This is a genomic window from Pseudomonas sp. PA-1-3F (genome assembly GCF_021609665.1).
Classification (GTDB): domain Bacteria; phylum Pseudomonadota; class Gammaproteobacteria; order Pseudomonadales; family Pseudomonadaceae; genus Aquipseudomonas; species Aquipseudomonas paracarnis.
In genome coordinates this window covers 31153-50571 of sequence record NZ_WJZD01000032.1, presented here as the reverse complement: position 1 = coordinate 50571, position 19419 = coordinate 31153, and the positions used below count along the sequence as shown (strand labels likewise).

21 protein-coding genes are annotated in these 19419 nt (G+C 59.8%); 10 read left to right on the top strand and 11 right to left on the bottom strand.

Translation table 11 applies throughout. The annotated features are described in order from the left end of the window. Positions 1–87 precede the first annotated feature (87 nt). Positions 88–744 carry an alpha/beta hydrolase gene (locus tag GIV26_RS21380; protein ID WP_054921054.1) on the bottom strand — a complete coding sequence of 219 codons (657 nt, stop codon included), beginning with the start codon at positions 742–744 and terminating at the stop codon, positions 88–90. A gap of 346 nt (positions 745–1090) precedes the next feature. On the opposite strand from GIV26_RS21380, the gene GIV26_RS21375 reads away from it, so the two are divergent. From GIV26_RS21375 to GIV26_RS21360, 4 genes are all read left to right on the top strand, one after another. Next, positions 1091–2122, top strand: a complete 1032-nt coding sequence (locus GIV26_RS21375) for an amino acid ABC transporter substrate-binding protein (RefSeq protein ID WP_034128697.1) — start codon at positions 1091–1093, stop codon at positions 2120–2122. A gap of 72 nt (positions 2123–2194) precedes the next feature. After that, positions 2195–3376, top strand: coding sequence for an amino acid ABC transporter permease (locus GIV26_RS21370; RefSeq protein WP_105225837.1), 1182 nt, complete (start codon positions 2195–2197; stop codon positions 3374–3376). A gap of 10 nt (positions 3377–3386) precedes the next feature. Next, positions 3387–4484 carry an amino acid ABC transporter permease gene (locus GIV26_RS21365; protein ID WP_014717022.1) on the top strand — a complete coding sequence of 366 codons (1098 nt, stop codon included), beginning with the start codon at positions 3387–3389 and terminating at the stop codon, positions 4482–4484. Between the two features lie 10 nt (positions 4485–4494). Beyond that, positions 4495–5259 carry an amino acid ABC transporter ATP-binding protein gene (locus GIV26_RS21360; RefSeq protein WP_010444394.1) on the top strand — a complete coding sequence of 255 codons (765 nt, stop codon included), beginning with the start codon at positions 4495–4497 and terminating at the stop codon, positions 5257–5259. A gap of 236 nt (positions 5260–5495) precedes the next feature. Here GIV26_RS21360 and GIV26_RS21355 read toward each other — a convergent pair whose 3' ends face one another. Together GIV26_RS21355 and GIV26_RS21350 are read right to left on the bottom strand one after the other, a co-directional pair. Next, a complete protein-coding gene (locus tag GIV26_RS21355) occupies positions 5496–5984 on the bottom strand; it encodes a type II toxin-antitoxin system MqsA family antitoxin (RefSeq protein ID WP_236282096.1) in 489 nt (162 codons plus the stop codon). Then, the gene (locus tag GIV26_RS21350) at positions 5981–6292 is read right to left on the bottom strand and encodes a type II toxin-antitoxin system MqsR family toxin (RefSeq protein ID WP_054897719.1); all 312 of its coding nucleotides are present in this window, start codon (positions 6290–6292) and stop codon (positions 5981–5983) included. Before GIV26_RS21350 ends, GIV26_RS21355 begins: the two co-directional genes overlap by 4 nt. A 159-nt stretch (positions 6293–6451) precedes the next feature. On the opposite strand from GIV26_RS21350, the gene GIV26_RS21345 reads away from it, so the two are divergent. Together GIV26_RS21345 and GIV26_RS21340 are read left to right on the top strand one after the other, a co-directional pair. Beyond that, positions 6452–7111 carry a FadR/GntR family transcriptional regulator gene (locus GIV26_RS21345; RefSeq protein ID WP_236282094.1) on the top strand — a complete coding sequence of 220 codons (660 nt, stop codon included), beginning with the start codon at positions 6452–6454 and terminating at the stop codon, positions 7109–7111. Further along, positions 7101–8366, top strand: a complete 1266-nt coding sequence (locus GIV26_RS21340) for a CynX/NimT family MFS transporter (protein WP_236282092.1) — start codon at positions 7101–7103, stop codon at positions 8364–8366. Before GIV26_RS21345 ends, GIV26_RS21340 begins: the two co-directional genes overlap by 11 nt. On the opposite strand, the gene GIV26_RS21335 is transcribed toward GIV26_RS21340, so the two are convergent. The 8 genes from GIV26_RS21335 to GIV26_RS21300 form a co-directional block, all read right to left on the bottom strand. After that, positions 8363–9007 (bottom strand): DUF1120 domain-containing protein, encoded by a 645-nt coding sequence (locus GIV26_RS21335; RefSeq protein ID WP_236282091.1) that lies wholly within the window; start codon positions 9005–9007, stop codon positions 8363–8365. The genes GIV26_RS21340 and GIV26_RS21335 overlap by 4 nt on opposite strands. A gap of 11 nt (positions 9008–9018) precedes the next feature. Beyond that, the gene (locus tag GIV26_RS21330) at positions 9019–10158 is read right to left on the bottom strand and encodes a DUF1120 domain-containing protein (RefSeq protein ID WP_236282090.1); all 1140 of its coding nucleotides are present in this window, start codon (positions 10156–10158) and stop codon (positions 9019–9021) included. An 11-nt stretch (positions 10159–10169) separates the two neighbouring features. After that, a complete protein-coding gene (locus GIV26_RS21325) occupies positions 10170–12596 on the bottom strand; it encodes a fimbria/pilus outer membrane usher protein (RefSeq protein WP_236282089.1) in 2427 nt (808 codons plus the stop codon). 126 nt (positions 12597–12722) lie between these two features. Beyond that, a complete protein-coding gene (locus GIV26_RS21320; protein ID WP_197901194.1) occupies positions 12723–13427 on the bottom strand; it encodes a fimbria/pilus chaperone family protein in 705 nt (234 codons plus the stop codon). Between the two features lie 31 nt (positions 13428–13458). Next, a complete protein-coding gene (locus tag GIV26_RS21315; RefSeq protein ID WP_236282088.1) occupies positions 13459–14088 on the bottom strand; it encodes a DUF1120 domain-containing protein in 630 nt (209 codons plus the stop codon). Positions 14089–14168: 80 nt separating this feature from the next. Further along, a complete protein-coding gene (locus tag GIV26_RS21310) occupies positions 14169–14792 on the bottom strand; it encodes a DUF1120 domain-containing protein (protein WP_236282087.1) in 624 nt (207 codons plus the stop codon). A gap of 12 nt (positions 14793–14804) precedes the next feature. Beyond that, entirely contained in the window at positions 14805–15419 is a 615-nt protein-coding gene (locus tag GIV26_RS21305) for a DUF1120 domain-containing protein (RefSeq protein WP_236282086.1), read from the bottom strand. Positions 15420–15453: 34 nt separating this feature from the next. Beyond that, positions 15454–16083 carry a DUF1120 domain-containing protein gene (locus tag GIV26_RS21300; RefSeq protein ID WP_236282085.1) on the bottom strand — a complete coding sequence of 210 codons (630 nt, stop codon included), beginning with the start codon at positions 16081–16083 and terminating at the stop codon, positions 15454–15456. A gap of 396 nt (positions 16084–16479) precedes the next feature. On the opposite strand from GIV26_RS21300, the gene GIV26_RS21295 reads away from it, so the two are divergent. The 4 genes from GIV26_RS21295 to GIV26_RS21280 all read left to right on the top strand — a co-directional run bounded on the left by GIV26_RS21295 (position 16480) and on the right by GIV26_RS21280 (position 19366). Continuing rightward, on the top strand, positions 16480–17298 hold the full coding sequence (locus tag GIV26_RS21295; protein WP_236282084.1) for a response regulator: 819 nt from the start codon (positions 16480–16482) through the stop codon (positions 17296–17298). Positions 17299–17494: 196 nt separating this feature from the next. After that, the gene (locus GIV26_RS21290; RefSeq protein ID WP_034128686.1) at positions 17495–18130 is read left to right on the top strand and encodes a response regulator transcription factor; all 636 of its coding nucleotides are present in this window, start codon (positions 17495–17497) and stop codon (positions 18128–18130) included. Between the two features lie 422 nt (positions 18131–18552). Next, positions 18553–19023 carry a nuclear transport factor 2 family protein gene (locus GIV26_RS21285; RefSeq protein ID WP_054897730.1) on the top strand — a complete coding sequence of 157 codons (471 nt, stop codon included), beginning with the start codon at positions 18553–18555 and terminating at the stop codon, positions 19021–19023. 37 nt (positions 19024–19060) lie between these two features. Beyond that, entirely contained in the window at positions 19061–19366 is a 306-nt protein-coding gene (locus tag GIV26_RS21280; RefSeq protein ID WP_034128684.1) for a GIY-YIG nuclease family protein, read from the top strand. The last annotated feature ends 53 nt before the right edge of the window (positions 19367–19419 follow it).

The following is a 19419-nucleotide window of genomic DNA, read 5'->3' as shown; positions in this document are numbered from 1 at the left end:
TTGATTAAGGAATGTACGCCGGCCAGTGTAATGCAAGAATCGGGCGCGGCGTAGTGCGTCTGTCATACGGCTACATAAACACGGGGTTCAGCGCAGGCGTTCAGTCAGCCAGGTGCCTATATCGTGTATCTCTTGGGGTAACACTTCGTGGCCCATTGGGTATTCCTGCCATGTCACGGTGACACCACGGCCCTTCAAATGCTCGTAGGCGCTGCGACCCATGGCGTTCTGCACCACTTCGTCGTACTGGCCATGCAGGCACAGCGTGGGGATGCGTTGCTGGCTGGCGGATAATTCCAGGTCATTATCGAATGTTGGCGCATAGGTGGAGAGGGCGATCACACCGCCCAAGGGCCCCTCCCATTTCTTGAACGCGGTGTGGAAAACCACCGCGCCACCTTGAGAAAAACCGGCGAGAAAAATTCGCGAGGTGTCTATTCCGGTTCTCTGTTGCGCCTCGATCAGGTCTGTGACCATTTTTGCCGACGCTTCCAGTTCTTCCAGGCTGATCGAACGGGCCGGGCTCATGGCCTTGATGTCGTACCAGCTCGGCATCTCGTAGCCACCGTTAATCGTTACCGGACGCGTGGGCGCCTGGGGCAAAACGAAGCGGGTGGTCAGCAGGGTTTCCTGCAGGGCTTCGGCCACCGGCAGGAAGTCGTAGCGATCGGCGCCCAGGCCATGCAACCAGATAACGCAGGCGTCTGCGGGCTTGGCGGGCTGAAGAATCAAGGGTTCGGTCATGTCTGCTCCATAGGTGTGCGGGCGCTCCGATGAGGTGCGTCGGAACGGTGCGCGACAGGTTGATCTGTTAAGAGAATGTCGCAAGGTTGAATCTTTTGCCATCGAAGCGCAGTTACAGCCACTCGGCCAAGACTCTGGTACGCGCCTTGCTATGTGTAGCTCGATGTCAGAACTCTCCCAGGGCGGTAACACTATCAGTGACTGCCGCTCGTGGGAAAGCAACTGGAATTACCGCAAAAACCTCATGCTGCTCGGCCCCAAAAAAAACCAACACGGGTCGATATCGCCTCATAAGGGTGCGCTGAGGTTGGAGCTCCGACACAACAAGAGCAATTGGAGGTTTGTAATGAAGGTATTGAAATCCACCCTGGCCATCGTCTCTGCGGCGGCTGTACTGGGTGTCAGTGGTTTTGCCCAGGCGGGCGCCACCCTGGACGCCGTGCAGAAGAAAGGCTTTGTGCAGTGCGGTGTGAGTGACGGCCTGCCGGGTTTCTCGGTGCCGGATGCCAGCGGCAAGATCCTCGGGATCGACGCTGACTATTGCCGCGCTGTGGCGGCTGCCGTATTTGGCGATGCCACCAAGGTCAAGTTCAGCCAGTTGAACGCCAAGGAGCGTTTCACCGCGCTTCAGTCAGGCGAAGTCGACATCCTGTCGCGCAACACCACCATGACCAGCTCCCGCGATGCGGGCATGGGCCTGAAATTCCCGGGCTTCATTACCTACTACGACGGCATCGGCTTTCTGGTGAACAACAAGCTGGGCGTCAAGAGCGCCAAGGAACTGGACGGTGCAACCATCTGCATCCAGGCCGGTACCACCACCGAGCTGAACGTTTCCGACTATTTCCGCGCCAACAACCTCAAATACACCCCGATCACCTTCGACACCTCCGATGAAAGCGCCAAGTCGCTGGAATCCGGGCGTTGCGACGTGCTGACGTCCGATAAATCCCAGCTGTTCGCCCAGCGCAGCAAGCTGGCTTCGCCGAAAGACTACGTGGTGCTGCCGGAAACCATTTCCAAGGAGCCCCTGGGCCCGGTCGTGCGTAACGGTGATGACGAGTGGCTGGCCATCGTGCGCTGGGTGGGCTACGCCATGCTCAACGCTGAAGAGGCCGGTGTGACCTCCAAGAACGTCGAAGCTGAAGCCAAGGCCACCAAGAACCCGGACGTTGCGCGTCTGCTCGGTGCCGACGGCGAATACGGTAAAGACCTGAAAGTGAAGAAGGACTGGGTGGTACAGATCGTCAAGCAAGTGGGTAACTACGGCGAGATGTTCGAGCGCAACCTGGGCAAGAGCACGCCGCTGGAAATCGACCGTGGCCTGAACGCCCTGTGGAACAACGGCGGCATTCAATACGCACCCCCTGTGCGCTGATCGCTGATGGTTCTGTCACCCGGTAGGCCAACTGCCGGGTGATGTTCTGTTCCATTATTTTCGGGGCACTTCATGCAAAATCAAATCGGCGCACCCAAGCAGAAGCTCAGCTTCAGCGACCCCAAAGTGCGTGCGTGGCTGTTCCAGATCATTACGATCGTGGCGGTGGTCTCGCTGGGCTGGTACCTGTTCCATAACACCCAGACCAACCTGCAACACCGGGGCATCACCTCGGGTTTCGACTTTCTTGAGCGCAGTGCCGGTTTCGGCATCGCGCAGCACTTGATCGACTACACCGAATCGGACAGCTATGCCCGGGTGTTTGTCATCGGCCTGCTCAACACTTTGCTGGTGACCGTCATCGGTGTGGTGCTGGCAACCCTGCTCGGCTTCATCATCGGCGTGGCACGCTTGTCGCCCAACTGGATGATCAACAAGCTGGCGACGGTGTACGTGGAGGTATTTCGCAACATTCCGCCGCTGCTGCAAATCCTGTTCTGGTACTTCGCGGTGTTCCTGACCATGCCAGGGCCGCGCAACAGCCATAACTTCGGTGACACCTTCTTTGTCAGCAGCCGTGGCTTGAACATGCCGGCAGCGCTGGCGTCCGATGGGTTCTGGCCGTTTGTCGCCAGCCTGGCGGTCGCCATCGTTGCCATCGTGCTGATGACTCGCTGGGCCAACAAACGCTTTGAAGCGACGGGGGTTCCTTTCCATAAATTCTGGGCGGGCCTGGCGCTGCTGGTGGTGATTCCGGCGTTGTGCGTGTTGATCTTCGGTACGCCATTGCATTGGGAAATGCCCAAGCTTGCGGGCTTCAACTTTGTCGGTGGCTGGGTGCTGATCCCGGAACTGCTGGCGTTGACCTTGGCGCTGACGGTGTACACGGCGGCGTTTATTGCCGAGATCGTGCGCTCGGGCATCAAGTCCGTCAGCCATGGCCAGACCGAAGCGGCACGTTCACTGGGCCTGCGCCCGGGGCCGACGCTGCGCAAGGTCATCATCCCGCAAGCGTTGCGCGTGATCATTCCGCCGCTGACCAGCCAATACCTGAACCTGGCAAAAAACTCGTCGTTGGCCGCCGGTATCGGTTATCCGGAAATGGTTTCGCTGTTTGCCGGCACGGTGCTCAACCAGACCGGCCAGGCCATTGAAGTCATTGCCATCACCATGAGCGTGTACCTGGCGATCAGCATCAGCATTTCCCTGCTGATGAACTGGTACAACAAGCGCATTGCGCTGATCGAGCGGTGAGGACACACCCATGACTACGCATACGTTCAAACCTGATATGCCGCCGCCGAGCAAAGTCTTCGGGCCGGTGGCCTGGATGCGCGCCAACTTGTTCTCGAGCTGGCTCAATACACTGCTGACCTTGCTGGCGATCTACCTGGTGTACCTGGTGGTGCCACCGATCCTGCACTGGGCCATCCTCGATGCCAACTGGGTGGGCACCACCCGCGCCGACTGCACCAAGGAGGGCGCCTGTTGGGTGTTTATCCAACAGCGCTTCGGGCAGTTCATGTATGGCTATTACCCCGTCGACCTGCGCTGGCGCGTGGACATGACGGTATGGCTGGCCATCGTGGGCGTGGCGCCGTTGTTCATCTCGCGTTTCCCACGCAAGGCGATCTATGGCCTGGGCTTTTTGGTGCTGTACCCGATCATTGCCTACTGCTTGCTGCATGGCGGCGTGTTCGGGCTGAGCAACGTGGCGACCAGCCAATGGGGCGGCCTGATGCTGACCCTGGTGATCGCCACGGTGGGCATCGCCGGCGCATTGCCGCTGGGCATTGTGCTGGCGCTGGGGCGGCGTTCGAACATGCCGGCCATTCGGGTGGTCTGCGTGACCTTCATCGAGTTCTGGCGAGGCGTGCCGTTGATCACCGTGCTGTTCATGTCTTCGGTGATGCTGCCGTTGTTCCTGCCCGAAGGCATGAACTTCGACAAGCTGCTGCGGGCGCTGATCGGTGTGATCCTGTTCCAGTCGGCCTATGTGGCCGAAGTGGTGCGCGGTGGTTTGCAGGCGATTCCCAAGGGCCAATATGAAGCCGCTGCGGCGATGGGCCTGGGCTACTGGCGCAGCATGGGCCTGGTGATCTTGCCGCAAGCCTTGAAGATGGTGATCCCTGGGATCGTCAACACCTTCATTGCCCTGTTCAAGGACACCAGCCTTGTGATCATCATCGGCCTGTTCGACCTGCTCAACAGCGTCAAGCAAGCCGCCGCCGACCCCAAATGGCTGGGCATGGCCACCGAAGGCTATGTGTTCGCCGCCCTGGTGTTCTGGATTTTCTGTTTTGGTATGTCGCGCTATTCCATGCATCTGGAACGCAAGCTCGACACTGGCCACAAGCGTTAGGAGTTTTTTGATGAGCGAAGCAATCAAACAGCCTGTGAGCCCTGAAGGCATTATCCAGATGCAGGGCGTCAACAAGTGGTACGGCCAGTTCCACGTGTTGAAAGACATCAACCTCAACGTCAAGCAGGGCGAGCGTATCGTGCTGTGCGGCCCGTCGGGCTCGGGCAAGTCCACCACCATCCGCTGCCTCAACCGCCTGGAAGAGCACCAGCAAGGCCGCATCGTGGTCGATGGCGTGGAGCTGACCAACGACCTCAAGCAGATCGAAGCGATCCGCCGCGAAGTCGGTATGGTGTTCCAGCACTTCAATCTGTTCCCGCATTTGACCATCCTGCAAAACTGCACGCTGGCGCCGATGTGGGTGCGCAAGATGCCCAAGCGCAAGGCCGAGGAAATCGCCATGCACTACCTGGAGCGTGTGCGCATTCCGGAGCAGGCCCACAAGTTTCCCGGGCAGCTTTCAGGTGGACAGCAACAGCGTGTGGCGATTGCCCGCGCGCTGTGCATGAAGCCCAAAATCATGTTGTTCGATGAGCCGACATCGGCGCTGGACCCGGAGATGGTCAAAGAGGTACTGGACACCATGATCGGCCTGGCCGAAGACGGCATGACCATGTTGTGCGTGACCCACGAAATGGGCTTTGCCCGCACAGTGGCCAATCGCGTGATCTTCATGGACAAGGGCGAGATCGTCGAGCAGGCGGCGCCGAATGACTTCTTTGATAACCCGCAGAATGAGCGGACCAAGTTGTTCTTGAGCCAGATATTGCATTGATCGACGTTTGAAAAAATAAACCCGGCCTGGTGCCTAATGCCAGTCAGTTAAGAGCTAGAGCAGACAACCAGTGACTTGTGGCGAGGGAGCTTGCTCCCGCTGGACTGCGTAGCAGTCCCATTTTGGGGGCCGCTTCGCGCCCCAGCGGGAGCAAGCTCCCTCGCCACAGTTACCGATTCTGTCTTAACTGACTGGCATTAGCCTGGTGCCGGGTTTATTTTTGCCTGTTGGTCTGTTCAGGATGCTTGTGCCGCACGTTGTTGCTGATCTTTTGCAATGAGCAGGCGATTGAGGTCTTCTCCGACATTGAGCGCCTCGATCTCGGCCAGCAGATGCGGATGCTTATCCAGTAGGCGCATGAGTGTAAACAATGGTTCAGGAGGGAAAACCTCAGCCCTTTCGTAGCGAGAAAATGAGTTTTGCCCGCGCACAGTCAACAGCTTCACTGCCTCCTTCTGAGTGAGCTGCAGTTTGCGACGGATTCGCTTCATTTCAGCCGCGATGACTTTTCTGCCATCAATCAATAATTGGTCACTGGCATCGGAATAACGCTCTGCGCTGTCATCGTCATGATCGAATTCGATTTCCTTACAAACCTGGCATTCCCAGCCCGCGATGTTTGGAATGTCGCGCATCATGCCGCGTGTGTTGATGGTGAAGGTGCGACCTGCGAAATACTGCATTCCATCATGGGTTCCGCAATTCACGCATTGTTGGGTTTTCATAAGGTTTTCTCCTTGAAGGAGATTACGGGAGCTTCGCCGCCTGGGCGGTGAGTCACCTTGATGTAAATCTCCGTACCGTACATCTTGATCAGATAGACGTCCTGCCATATCCGGTGGTCTGCATAGGTTGTCATCGATTTGTACAACATTCGCGTTTCAAGGGCGCAGACCGCCAACCGCATCTGGCCGATGCTCAATTCAAGTTGACGAGCGCTCTCCCGCGCAGTTGCCGTAAAGGCTCTGTGGCCCAGCCGGATGACTTGCGCCTTGATCAAGGCCAGATCGTAATGAGGTGTGTACTTTTCCATAAGACACCTGAGTCCAATAATTACCCTCTGAGGGTAATTTTACCAATCGAAAATACTGCTCCTTTCCCTGCCTAAAAACCCTAGTGCGTTGCCTTTGTAGGCGACTCCTAATAGGCTGTAGGAAAATTCATCCTATGATTGGACGAAAGCGTAAAGCCCATGACAGACATTGCCCCGCTGATCAAACGCTCCCTGGTTGACCAGACGCTGGAACAACTACGTCTGCGCATTGCCCAGGGTGTGTGGGCCGTTGGCGAACGCCTGCCCACCGAGCCCGAACTGTGCGCCGAGCTGGGGATCAGCCGTAACACCGTGCGCGAAGCTATGCGCGTGTTGGCATTCTCCGGGTTGATCGAAATCCGCCAGGGCGACGGCAGTTATCTGCGCTCGATGACCGACCCGTTGGGCACGATGCGTGCGTTGTCTCATTGCACCATGGGGCAGGCGCAGGAGACGCGGCAGATTCTGGAAGTGGAGGCCATCGGCCTTGCTGCGCAACGCCGTACTGCAAGTGACCTGCGAGCATTGCGCACAGCGCTGGATGCCAGCGCCGCGCTGTATCAGGGCGACCTCGAGGCCTATATCAGCGCTGACCTGGCGTTTCACCAACGCTTGGTGGACGCCGCACACAATCCGGCGTTGAGCGAGCTGTATCAGTATTTCTCCGCTATCGTCGGCGCGCAGTTGCGCCAGACCCTGAACCTTTCACCGCGTCGCCAGGCCGTGTTCGACTTGCACGTTGCCCTGCTTGACGCCGTGGAGCAGCAAGACCCCGAACGTGCCAAATCCCTCTGCCGGCAGTTGATCAATGAACCCTGAAACCCAACGCACGCCCGAACTTGAAGAGTTGTTGATTGACGCCGAGGCCGATGACGACGAGGTGCAGCACAGCCACCCGCGGGTGAGCCGGCCCTGGTTGCTGTTGCTGGGCCTGATCCTGGTGGCGCTCAACTTGCGCCCGGCCTTGTCGAGCCTGTCGCCGCTGTTGGCCGACGTCTCCAACAGCCTGGGCCTGTCGGCCGCCCAAGCCGGTTTACTGACCACCCTGCCGGTGTTGTGCCTGGGCCTGTTCGCGCCCATGGCGCCGATCCTGGCCCGACGCTTTGGGGCTGAGCGGGTGGTGTTCGGCATCTTGCTGACCCTGGCTGGCGGGATCATCCTGCGCAGTTCATTCGGGGAAGTGGGCCTGTTTGCCGGCAGCCTGATCGCGGGCGCCAGCATTGGCATCATCGGCGTATTGCTGCCGGGTATCGTCAAGCGCGACTTCGCCGCACGCGCGGGCGCCATGACCGGCGTCTACACCATGGCCCTGTGCCTGGGCGCCGCATTGGCGGCAGGGGCCACGGTACCCTTGAGTCATTACTTCGGCGACAGTTGGCCCCTTGGTCTGGGGTTCTGGATTCTGCCAGCGCTGTTGGCGGCGTTGTTCTGGTTGCCGCAAGTCGGGCAGAAGCACGGCGCACACCGCGTCGCTTACCGTGTGAAGGGGCTACTGCGTGACCCGTTGGCCTGGCAAGTGACCTTGTACATGGGCCTGCAATCGTCCCTGGCCTACATCGTGTTCGGCTGGTTGCCGTCGATCCTGATCGGCCGTGGCCTGAGTGCCACAGAGGCGGGATTGGCGTTGTCCGGCTCGATCATTGTGCAGTTGTTCAGTTCCCTGGCCGCGCCATGGCTGGCTACCCGTGGCAAGGACCAGCGCCTGGCGATCGTGGTGGTGATGCTGCTGACCCTCGGCGGCCTGTTCGGCTGCCTGTATGCGCCGCTGGACGGTTTGTGGGGTTGGGCGATTCTGCTCGGTCTGGGGCAGGGCGGTACCTTCAGCCTGGCGCTGACCTTGATTGTGCTGCGCTCGCGTGACTCTCACGTAGCCGCCAACCTGTCGAGCATGGCCCAGGGGATCGGTTATACCCTGGCGTCCCTTGGCCCTTTCGCTGTGGGCGTGGTGCATGACTGGACCGGCGGCTGGACGGCCATCGGCTGGATCTTCGCAGTGATCGGCCTCGGCGCCATTGCGGCGGGCCTGGGCGCCGGACGTGCGCGCTACGTGCACGTCACCTGTGAGAAGGTCTAGAGATAAACCACTTCCAGCGTGGCCGAACCGTCAATCGGGGTTTGCGTGCTCAAATCCAGATTCTTGCGAGCATTGATCACGGTCTGCACCGTGACGTGGCTGCCTATTATGCCAATGGCGGTGGGGCCGCTGACGCTGCCCTCGATTGACGTAAAACCCAGGTAGCTGCGGGAACCGATGTCGATGGGGTTGAGGTTGGACGTGCGCCATGCCAGCCCCCCGGTGGTGGATTCGGTGCCGTAGAGTTGCCCGTTGTTGCTGGCCTGGGTCTGCCGAGGATCGAAGGTCATGGAGTAGACGCCCAGGGGCGTGCCGTTGCTGTCGAACCCCAGCCCGTAGTAAATCTCGCTTTCGACCAGGGTCGAGTCGCTGCGGTTGTCTTGCATGCGCAGGGCATAACGTACCGGGCCGGTACACGCCATGCCGAAGAACAGGGTCTTGGCGGGTAGACGGGTGCGAGTTTCCAGGTTCAAGTCTTGTTGAGATATTTTGCCGTAGTCAATCAGGCCGCCGTTTGACAGTTGCGGCAGGCACGCGGCGGGCGTGACCAGCCCCTGGACGCTGAGGTCCACCGTCGAGGCCGCCAGCGTCGCCTGGGTGCTGGTCAATATTAGAAGGCTGCAAAGGGCAGGAATTTTCATGGTACGCACTCCTACAAGTAAATGATTTCGAGGGTGCCGGACCCATTGATACGCACGACGTCGCGCAGGTCCAGCGATTGGATGGGGGCCAGGTACGTCTTGATGCGCATCGTGCCGGTCAGGACCTGTATGGCGAGCGGGCCCGTAGTCACGCCGGTCTTGTCGGTAAAGCCCATGAGGCTGTTGGCAGCCATGGGGATCTGCCGCGCAGTCGAACTGCTCCAGGCTGCGCCATTGCTGGTGGAGTCGGTGCGGTACAGCGTGGACACGCTGTCGGCGCTGAATTCCGCTGGGTCGACCGTCAGGTAGAAACGTCCGATTTTGTTGTTGCTGGCGTCCAGGTCCAGGCCATAGGCCGTTTCATCGGTGCCGCCGGTGGCTGAGCCATCGCGATTGTCTTTCATGCGCAGGCCGAAGCGGGCCGGAGCATCGCAGGTCACGCTCAGGCGCACGGTGCGCGTCGGTAGCGGTGTTTCGTGGGTGGCACTCAGATCCTTGGCGTACAGCGTGCCGTAGTCCACGACGCCCTGGTCCGACAGTGTCGGTTGGCAGGCGGTCGGCGCGAAGTGGGCGCGCAACGTGAGGTCGCGGTAACGCCCGCTTGCGCTGTGGTACATCATCCCGCTGACTTCCCAGGTGGTGGCGTCGCGCACCTGGGTGGCGGCCGGGTCGGCCCAGGCGCGCAGAGTCAACTGCAACGCCAGGGTTTTCCCCTGCAATACCGTGCCTTGGTGCAGCGGCGCGATGCCATGGTCGGGCCGCCATTCCAGCACGCTGGCGCTGCTCACCGGCGCCTGGCCTGCGTCGGGTAACAAGCCCAGTTCCACCGCCCGGCCGTCCAGCACGGCGTTGCCGACTTCTATGGCATAGCTGCCGTTGGGAGTGAATTGCAGGCGTTGCGCGGAGGCGGCGGTGCCGCGATAAAACAGGCTCAGGTCCTGGGCCTGGGGGCAGGTGAACGTCAGGCTCAAACGGCGCTCGCCGAGCAGGCGTTGCGGCGCGCTGTCGCTTTGCGCCAGGCGACTCATCAAGCCCAAATCCACCAGCGGTTCGCTGAGGTTGAATTGGCATTCCTCAAAGGCTTGAGCAGTGCCGGCAAATGCGAGCAATAACCCCAGGCTCACGTAGCGCAAACAGATTGCAGGGTGCATGGCAGTAGTCCTCATGGTGTGTGGCAACGAGCAGGTGCGGTTTCGAAATACACCGTGGGGTCGGCTTTTGCCGGCAGTTGGTAGCGCAATTCACAGCGTTTGCCTTGCGAGGTGGTGATCCACAGCGCTCCTTGGTCCAGCACATTGGGCAGGAACACCTGGCTGGCGTCCTGCACCAAGGTGATGAACTCACCTGTGTTCGTCGTAACGGACGCTCCCACGGGCATGGGGTTTCCCTGATCGTCGCTGACGGTGAGCAGCATGCGGCGGGTCAGGCCCACGCCGAACTCGACCCGATCGACAGCGCCACGCCCCGCCGAGATCATGGCCAGGCCATTGTTGATATCGGCGTTGCGCGGTAGAGAGCGGGTCTGCACTTCCACTGGGCTGCGCCCGTAGGCGGCCACCTGCGACACCACGGCCTGGCCTTGCCAGTCGGTCCACACCGGGCCACTGGGGGTGCTGAGTTTGATGCCGCTCATGTCGCCGACGGAAACCAGAGCGAAGGTGTCGCGCACCGGGTAGGGGGTAAATGTCATACCGTTGCCATGCACGACCACACCGCCGCGGGCGCCGCCCTGGTAGCTAGAACGCTCGGCATCGGAGCGGCTGTAGCTCAAGTCGAGTTGGGTATAGCGTGGCAATGCCGAAATGCCCACGCTGGTTTCCACCTCATGGTCACTGCTGTCGTGTTCGGCGCTGACGCGGTAGCTCAGTTGGTCGTCAAGCTGTTCGGTCAGGCCCAGACCGGTACGGTTTTGGCCGCCGGAGTTGCGCACCCAACTGCGCAGCCGGCGGCTTTCGCCCAACGGCACGCTGACAGTGAGGTAGACCGCGTTGTCCTGTTGCTGGCGTCCGCCCATCTGCCACTCGGCGCTGGCCGATAACGAGACTGCGCCAATGCTCGTGCCCCACGCTGCGAGCGCGCGGCTGCTGCTGTTGCCCTCGAAGGTACTCGAACGTGAAACGCCGGCGCTGAATGCGCCCAGCTGCGGATGTGACCACCCCAGGTTGATACTTTGTTGGTCGCGATAGCGTGAGTTGCGCTGACTGTCGTCGCGCTCGTAGGTGCTTTCCTCCAGTTCGCGGTAGCCGCTGCTGCGCCAGGAGTTGGCGGCGCTGAACGACCATCGCTCGCTCAGGCGCTGTGACCAGGAAAGATCAGTCTGCACGCCCGAGACTTTTTCCCACGACTGGGTGTTGGACAATTGGGTAGACACCTGGATCTGACTGTCCAGCCACGGCAGCCAGCCCAGGCTGGCGCCCGCCGAGCGATACTCGCCGGTCGCCAGCACGCCACTGCCCAGGGTCAGTTGCGGATGCAAGTTCCCGGTCCAACCGGCGCTGACCACCCACGGCGCCTCTGCCTCGGCCCCGCCGACGTTACGTACGCGCCCCGCTGCGACCGAATAGCCGGGTGCAGGCAGGCCGAGACCGAGCATGGCGGCGGGTACGGTGAAACGTCGTTCCCCGCCGACACTTTCCTTGACCGTGACTTCGACGTCCGAGCGCGTATTCAGGCGACGTACATCGTTCAGCACAAACGGCCCGGCAGGCACCACGGTGGAGTGAATCAGCGCGCCGTTCTGGCGCACTTCTACCTGTGCCGGGCTGTTGGCGATCCCCTGGATTTGCGCGCTCTGGCCTTGCTCCTGAAGGGCGTGCTCGGTCAGCACCTGGACGCCGGTGATTTGTGCGCCGGACAACACCGGGTTATAGAGGTTGATCTGCCCGGCCTGCAGCACTGCCTGATGGCTGGCGAAGGTCCGTTGCGCATAGGCCTCCAAGTGGGTGCTGCGCGATAAGCCATCCTGCCAGGTCTGCACTTGGCGGCTGCGCACGATCCAGTCGCCGGCGTTGAAGCCGACTTCGGTGTTGGCTGAACCAAACCGGCTGGCGTCTTCGCCAAAGCGGTTGTAGAACCCGCTCAGGTCGTAGTTGAGCATCCCGGCAAACCCGCCGGTCTGGTAGCCCGAGATGTCCTGTTGCACGGGGCGCAGTGCTTCGGTGGGCACGACCAGTGCCAACGTCAGTGTCGACGGGTCCGGTTCCACCAGGCTTTGCGGATACCGCAGAAGAAAATCCTGACAACCCACGGGGTCAGCGGGTATCACCAGGTTGGCGGCGTCCAGCAACGCACGGTCCAGGCAGGGGTTGCCCTGTTGATCGAAACTGACCTCCAGGCGTCCCCGGCGCAGGCCATTGACCCGCAGGTTGACGTTATGACGGCCGGCGGCAAAGCGCGGTGTTGCCAGCAGCAGGCTGGCCAACTGTGGATCGATGCCGCGCTGATGCAAGGTCTGGGCGTCGAAGCCTGCGGGGCTGGTGTCGTCGGCCCACGCCTTGTCCGGCATAAGCGCATACAGCAGCAACACCAGCGGCAAGGCTGGGCGAATGGGCACGGCTTCGCCGTCACGGTAACTCAATACTGTTTTCACGCAAGGTACTCGCTTAGTGAACGCACAGCCCTCATTGGGTTCGGGGCTTTGGGCGTTCTGGTGACGGTCGATAAGCCGTCACTTCGTTATCCAGGCGGCGGTCTTGGCGACGCCTGTGGTTCTCTGTCAGAGGGTGATGGGGGCGTCGTAGGCCTTGACCGCAAACCCGTACACAGTGGCCGGTTGCAGCCTGACCGTCTTGGCTTGGCCACCGCTGGCAGGCACGCTCAAGGCTTCACCTGGCAGCACGTAGGTGCGCGGCAGCATCGCCTTGCCGTCACCGGGCAACAGCCGCAGCTCCTGGGCCAGGCGCACCACATAGGGCGTGTCATTACGCACCTGCAATTGGCCGTCGCGCAGGGTCCATGTCAGGCCGGTCCAGGGGCTGCGATTGGGTGCCAGGCCCTTGGGATGCACAATCACCGGCAGGTTCTGGCGCACGGTCACGCCCACGCGGGCATGACCGGCGGCAGTGGCTGCGCGGCCCTGGGGCATGCCTTCGAACACGGCGCGTTTGAGCCGCTGGGTGAGCAACGGTTTTTGGTTTTGCAGAATAAAGCGCACCAACTGGGATTTGGACGCTTCGACTCGGGACAGCGGCGGCGTCACCACCAGCAGGGGTTCGGTGTCTTCCGGAATGTCCTGCAAGGTCACATGCAACAACGAGAGCTGATTGTCGGAGTTGGTCACCGAAACGGAAGCTTCACCATCGGCCTCGTGGACGATCACCACGGATGTGTCCGGGACCATGCCGTCAGCCTTTGCTTGGTTGCCGAATATCAGCAGCAGGGCAATAAGGCCGAACGCGGTGTTTGAGCATGTCATCGTCATGATGGGTTTTCCATTAGGCGAAATGAGTGGGTCAGAGGTAACGCAAATCCAGAACGATGGAGCCGTCGAGGGGCACTTCCTGATTCAGGGTCAGGTACTGCGAAAAGTTGATGGCGGTGTCCACTTGAAGCTGGACCCTCAACTGGCTGATGAAGTCGGGTTGACGGTCGCCCGTCGGGGCAAAGGCCATATAGGATCGCGGGTAGCCATTGGGCTCGGGCGTCCAGCTTTCGCCGCTGTTGGTGGAGGCCAGGACTTGCATGGCCTGTGAGTCCCCCACTGGGTTGCGGTACGACAACGCCACGGAGCCGAGGCGTTCGTCCGGTGCATGGATGTTTCTGCCCAGCCCATAGAAAAAATCCGGTGCCAGGGAAGACTCCGTACGATTGTCGATACCCACCAGCGCAAACAGCATGGGCCTGGCGCATTGCACCTGCAGTTCGAGTTGCCGGCTGGGCAGCACGGTGAATTCGTCGACAAGGAGGGTGTGTGCGGGGATCTTTCCGTGGTCGACAAAACCTTCATCCGACAGCTCGATATAGCAGGCATCCGGTGTCACACGACCGGTTACCGTAAGGTCGACAGCGGTGCCCGCACTGGCCTTGGTCGCAGCGCCCAGGGATAACCACAACACGGCAAGGAAACGGGTGAACATAGTCATCGATTCATCACTGGCACGGGTGAACACAGCCCACGGCGAAGCCCATGCCCATCAAGGATGAGGGCATGGGGCGCCATGGGTCAGAGGTACTTCACTTCAAGGGTGGCGGAGCCGTCGATGGTCACTTCGTTGCTCAGGTCCATGCCATCGGCGCGGTTGATAGCGGTGTACACGTTCAGGTCGACGGTCAAATCCTTAACTGCCAGGGGCTGGGTGTGGTCCTCCATCGAGGCCACCGACATGTACAGGCCTGCGTCCCACTCTGGCCATCTCATCCAATTCTGAAGGTCATTGGAGGAAATCGTCTGCACTACCACGCCTTCATCGGCGACCGGGTTGTTCATGCGGATGTAGTAATAACCCAGTTGCTGGGTCTCGTTGATAAAGCCCAGCCCATAATAGCCTGAGCCTGACGGGCTTGAAGTTGCACGGTTATCCACCGAGTGCAGGGCAAACTGAATCGGGGCGTCACAATTGACTGTCATTGCCAGGGTCTGTCTATCGAGAAATGTCTGCCTGTCTGTATTCAAGTCCTTGGCGGAAATCTTGCCGTGGTCGATCACGCCACCGCCGGACAAGCTGGGTGTGCAAGCGCTGGGCACGATCAGCCCCTTAACGGCCAGGTCAACGGATGATGCAGCGAAGGTTGTGGCCGAGCCGAGCAGCAATACGCCGGCGGCCAGGGTGGTCAATCGGGTTTTCATCGTAGGGACTCCTTAAAGGTAATTGACTTGTACGGTGGCGTGACCATCGATAGGGACTTCGTCGGTCAACGTCAGGTTGTTGGCAGGTGCGATGTGGGTGATCAGGCGGATCTCGGCGTCCAGTTCCTGAACTGCAATCGGTATCACGTCGTCGCTGTGGGCGATCGCCGTCAGCAAGGTATGGCTGAGCATCACCGAAGGCATCCAGGTCACGCCGCCATCCCTTGAGGTGATGGTGCGCACGGAGACGCCGTCGGCCACGGGCATATAGAGACCCAGCCCGGCATCGCCGACTTTTTCATCGCTGGGTGTGGTGCCCAGCCCATGCCAGCTGAAGTGGCTGGCGGCGGTGCCTGAACGGTTGTCGATGGTGTTGAGGGTGAAGTACGTCGGCCCGTCGCAGCGCACACTCAACAGCATGGTTTCTCTGGGCAGATCGGTGTAGGTATCGGTGTTGAGGTCCTTGACCGACACCTTGCCGAAGTCCACAGTCCCGCCGCCGAAGATGACTGGTGAGCAAGCGCTGGGGGTGATGCTGCCGCGCACGAGCAAGTCTGTGTTGCTGGCGGCGAATGCGGTCGGGCAGAGCAGCAAGGCACCTAGCAGGCTGGATGCAAAAACATTCATGTCAGTGAATCTCCTTGGGCATGGGGCAGAGGCGTTATAGGTATTTGACTTCAAGCGTGGCGGACCCGTTGATTGGAACCTCTGTGGTCAGATCCATTCCTGCTGTCGGCGCGATGATGGTTGCCACCATGAGGTCTGCCAACACCTGCTGGACCGGGGTGGGTGCCCACCTGCCGGTGGTGTTGTCGCCAAACGAAGCGAGGTAGGAGGCTGGCCACATGTCACCCGGGGAACTTGCCCGCCAGGTGAGGCCGTTATCCGAGGACTCAATCATGGAGATCGCTGCGCTATCGGCGATCGGATTGCTTAAGGTCAGGGAGAAACTGCCTAATTTTTTTCCGCTGACCAAGCCCAGGCCATAGCTGTTCATCGGATCGTGGGCGTCACCAACGTTATCAATGCCCTTCAGGGCTAGCAGGGTTGGCGCATCGCACGTGATGCCCAGTTGCAGGTTGTGACTTTTAAGCACGGTCCATCCATCCAGCCTCAAATCCTTGGCCGAAATTTTTCCGTGGTCGACAATCCCGCCGCTTGAAAGGCTAGGTGCACAGGCGCTGGGTGTGATCAGCCCTTTGACGGCCAAGTCCACGCTGCTGGCTGCGAATACCGATGAACTCATGGCGAGCAGCAGGGCACTGCTCAATAGGGCTACAGGGCTCTTCATTTTTCTGTTTTTTCCATTGCAGGCTGGCAGATAGAGGTGCGTGCAACGCAACGCCCGCTTCGGTGTCGGCGGGTGGTTGTCGGTGCGACGGTCTCGATATTTTTTGCGGCGGCCGGGGAGTGGCAAGCCGTCCCTATTTTGGGGTGGGGCACAATTTAGCGAGAGGTGTGCGCGGGGGAAATACAACTAATACGACATTGGCAGGGTGGATCGAATAGGGTGAGTTCGCGTTTTTTCGTAGTTGTTGTATCGGCTTTAAGCCATTCAAAAGGTTATTGGTTTTTTGTCGATAGCATTCAAAGGAATGTGGCGATCGTTGCTGCCTGAGTAGGCCTCTATGGCTATTGCGCCAGTGCCGAAGGTTGCTGCCGTATCAATAGCTACGAAGAGGTACTGATGGGTTCGCTGTCAGGTTCAACCGCAGGCGCGAGCCGCAAATCGAAATCGCCTGTTACTCCCCCGCCTCACTGGCGGCAGTTGCATGTCCTGGTGGCGGAGGACCATTCAGCCCACCGTCTATTGCTGGGTTGCTTGCTGCGAAAACTCGGGTTGGACCATGAGCTGGTCGCCGACGGGTATCTCGGGCGGGTGGCTTATGCTCGTCGGCCCTTTGACCTGGTGATCACTGATTGCCAGATGCCCGTCATGGACGGTTACAGCATGGCCCGCGCCATTCGCCAATATGAGCACCACGTCGGCTTGAGGCGAGTGCCGATCATCGCGTTGACCGCCGACCTGCAAAACGACAGCCCCCAGCGCTGCCGCGACGCGGGCATGGATGCCTGGCTGCTCAAGCCTCTGACCCTGGAACAATTAAGTGCCGTTTTGGCGCGATGGCTCCCGGGTGCCGATCACATGCCTATCGGTGCGGAGCCTGTTGCGAAGGTTATGGGGTGGCCCGCCCGCGCGAGCCTGGTCGCGACGTTTGGCAGTGAACAGGTGGTCAATCAACTGTTGGAAAATCTGCTGGTCGAGGCTTGGCAAGATCACGACCTGTTGGGCCGTGCCTGTGCCGCATTGAACGCATCATTGACCGCCGAACGCCTGCATCGATTGACGGGTAGCCTGGTATTTATAGGAGGAACAGGGCTTGAGTCCTGTGCCGTGAGGTTGATCGAGCAGGTTCAGCGCGATGGCGTGTCTGCGCACCAGGCGGAGTTGACATCGTTCCAGGCACGCTTGCGCACCTATCTGGATTATCTGTCCACTCTGTGAAAGGTGTTTACAGAGGGTTTAAGTTATTTGGAAGTCTAGTTTTTGCTGTAGGTGGTTTCCTATTATGTTGTAGTCCAAAAAATAGCCACTACTAAACATTGGTTTCGGCTGCAAGCGGGTCTTTGTTAGCAGTTGTTGATAATCGCCGACAGAGGTATTTTGCGCGGATTCAAGTTGCCACCATTCGTAGGTATCTATGCTTCGAGTAATTATTGCTGACGATCACCCTATTGTCCGAGTCGGGCAGAGAGTCGTGATTGAGGCGAATGGCAAGTGCAAGGTGGTCGGCGAAGCCGACGGTCCCGATCAACTGCTCGGGGTGTTGAGTACTACGGCATGTGACGTGCTGGTCACCGATTTTGCAATGCCGGGCGGTCAGCAAGCCGATGGCTACAGCCTGTTGAGCCTGCTGCGTCGTCAGTACCCGAACGTGCCGGTGATCCTGGTGACGATGTTCGCCAACGTTGCCACCTTGCGTGCCTCCTTCGCCCATGGTGCCAAGGCAGTGGTCGCCAAAAGTGCCTCTGCCAAGGAGTTGCCCCTGGCGATCAAAGCCGTGTGCGCAGGCCAGACCTTCGCCAGTGAATGCCTGCGGGTGCAACTGGTGGAGGCGGGGACAGGCAATCAGTCCCATGAGCCGCAGTTGTCCGGCAAGGAGAGCGAGGTGGTGCGTATGTTGGCCAGCGGCATGACTGTCAGCCAGATCGCGGCCAAGGTCCACCGGAGTATTTCCACTATCAGCAAACAGAAAAGTACAGCGATGCAGCGGCTGAGTATCTCTACCGATGTTGAACTGTTCGCCTATGCGCGTGCATCGGGAATGGTGCCTTAGAAAGTTGCAGTTTTATGACAGTGGTTTAACTAAAGGCCAAGTGCAGGATTCGTATTAGTTGTATGGGGTTGGTGCGCTAAGTGCTCTAACTTGTTGTTAGCGCCTGCTGGCATTAGTTGAGGGTTGTTTAAGTTCCCGGTCAAATTAGTTGAGACGAAATACCCATTGTGCGATGTACTTGCTTGTGCCCGCGTAACCGCTGGTTAATCGACCGTAAGTGATGCGACCCTGACGGAGGTCAGTTGCAACGCGCCTGCATTGATAGCCGTCAAGGCCGCGCGGCTAGTGTCCAAGTTCGCACTGCCGACCGCTGAAGAGATCCAGATCGACGGCAGCGCTATTTTTGTCATGAATGCCCATGGTCTTCGCGGCCTGTGCGGATTATCGTGCAGGCCTGACAATAATTGCTGCGGAACCTGCCCATGAGTGCTGCCCACGATGCTCTGATCCACCGCTTCTATGAGGCCTTTCAGCGCCTTGACGCCGAGGCCATGGCCGCTTGCTACACCGACGATGTGGTCTTCAGCGACCCGGCGTTCGGCGAACTGCGCGGGCGGGATGCCGGTGATATGTGGCGCATGCTTACCACGCGGGCCAAGGATTTTTCCCTGACGTTCGACCATGTGCGCAGCGATGACAGCACCGGCAGTGCCCATTGGGTGGCGACGTATTTGTTCAGCGCCACCGGCAATACCGTGGTCAACGATATCGGTGCGCGGTTCGTGTTCCGTGACGGCAAGATCTGTGAACACCACGACCACTTCGACCTGTGGCGTTGGTCGCGCCAGGCGTTGGGCCTCAAGGGCCTGTTGCTGGGTTGGTCGCCCGCGCTGAAAAACGCGGTACGTGCCCAGGCGCTCAAAGGCTTGAAGGCATTTCAGGCCGGGCGTTGATAAGCTTGGCGCTCTTCTGGTTTGCCGACATCGACTTGTGACTGATCCCTCTGAACCCAAACCCTGGTTCGTCTATCTGGTGCGGGCCGCCAATGGCTCGCTGTACTGCGGTATCAGCAATGACCCCGTGCGCCGGTTTGCCTCGCACCAAAGCGGCAAGGGCGCACGGTTTTTTCTGTCCAGCCCTGCCGTGGCCTTGGTCTATACCGAGCAATGTGCGAGCAAGGGCGAGGCGCTGCGTCAGGAGCGCTTGATCAAGAAATTGAAGAAGAGTGCCAAGGAGTGCCTGGCCGCGAGTGGCCTCGAGAGCGGCATACACAAAAATAGTTGCGAACCCATGTGAGGTAAACCTGCGCCCCATCCGTGTAGTGCTTGAAACTGCGATCTATTCGCATT

Coding starts and splice junctions, on each gene's coding strand:
- GIV26_RS21310 (WP_236282087.1), bottom strand. CDS start 14,792: ATGAAAACCCGATTGACCACCCTGGCCGCCGGCGTATTGCTGCTCGGC.
- GIV26_RS21380 (WP_054921054.1), bottom strand. CDS start 744: ATGACCGAACCCTTGATTCTTCAGCCCGCCAAGCCCGCAGACGCCTGC.
- GIV26_RS21360 (WP_010444394.1), top strand. CDS start 4,495: ATGAGCGAAGCAATCAAACAGCCTGTGAGCCCTGAAGGCATTATCCAG.
- GIV26_RS21320 (WP_197901194.1), bottom strand. CDS start 13,427: ATGACGATGACATGCTCAAACACCGCGTTCGGCCTTATTGCCCTGCTG.
- GIV26_RS21355 (WP_236282096.1), bottom strand. CDS start 5,984: ATGAAAACCCAACAATGCGTGAATTGCGGAACCCATGATGGAATGCAG.
- GIV26_RS21340 (WP_236282092.1), top strand. CDS start 7,101: ATGAACCCTGAAACCCAACGCACGCCCGAACTTGAAGAGTTGTTGATT.
- GIV26_RS21335 (WP_236282091.1), bottom strand. CDS start 9,007: ATGAAAATTCCTGCCCTTTGCAGCCTTCTAATATTGACCAGCACCCAG.
- GIV26_RS21305 (WP_236282086.1), bottom strand. CDS start 15,419: ATGAATGTTTTTGCATCCAGCCTGCTAGGTGCCTTGCTGCTCTGCCCG.
- GIV26_RS21365 (WP_014717022.1), top strand. CDS start 3,387: ATGACTACGCATACGTTCAAACCTGATATGCCGCCGCCGAGCAAAGTC.
- GIV26_RS21375 (WP_034128697.1), top strand. CDS start 1,091: ATGAAGGTATTGAAATCCACCCTGGCCATCGTCTCTGCGGCGGCTGTA.
- GIV26_RS21370 (WP_105225837.1), top strand. CDS start 2,195: ATGCAAAATCAAATCGGCGCACCCAAGCAGAAGCTCAGCTTCAGCGAC.
- GIV26_RS21300 (WP_236282085.1), bottom strand. CDS start 16,083: ATGAAGAGCCCTGTAGCCCTATTGAGCAGTGCCCTGCTGCTCGCCATG.
- GIV26_RS21290 (WP_034128686.1), top strand. CDS start 17,495: ATGCTTCGAGTAATTATTGCTGACGATCACCCTATTGTCCGAGTCGGG.
- GIV26_RS21285 (WP_054897730.1), top strand. CDS start 18,553: ATGAGTGCTGCCCACGATGCTCTGATCCACCGCTTCTATGAGGCCTTT.
- GIV26_RS21315 (WP_236282088.1), bottom strand. CDS start 14,088: ATGACTATGTTCACCCGTTTCCTTGCCGTGTTGTGGTTATCCCTGGGC.
- GIV26_RS21350 (WP_054897719.1), bottom strand. CDS start 6,292: ATGGAAAAGTACACACCTCATTACGATCTGGCCTTGATCAAGGCGCAA.
- GIV26_RS21295 (WP_236282084.1), top strand. CDS start 16,480: ATGGGTTCGCTGTCAGGTTCAACCGCAGGCGCGAGCCGCAAATCGAAA.
- GIV26_RS21345 (WP_236282094.1), top strand. CDS start 6,452: ATGACAGACATTGCCCCGCTGATCAAACGCTCCCTGGTTGACCAGACG.
- GIV26_RS21330 (WP_236282090.1), bottom strand. CDS start 10,158: ATGCACCCTGCAATCTGTTTGCGCTACGTGAGCCTGGGGTTATTGCTC.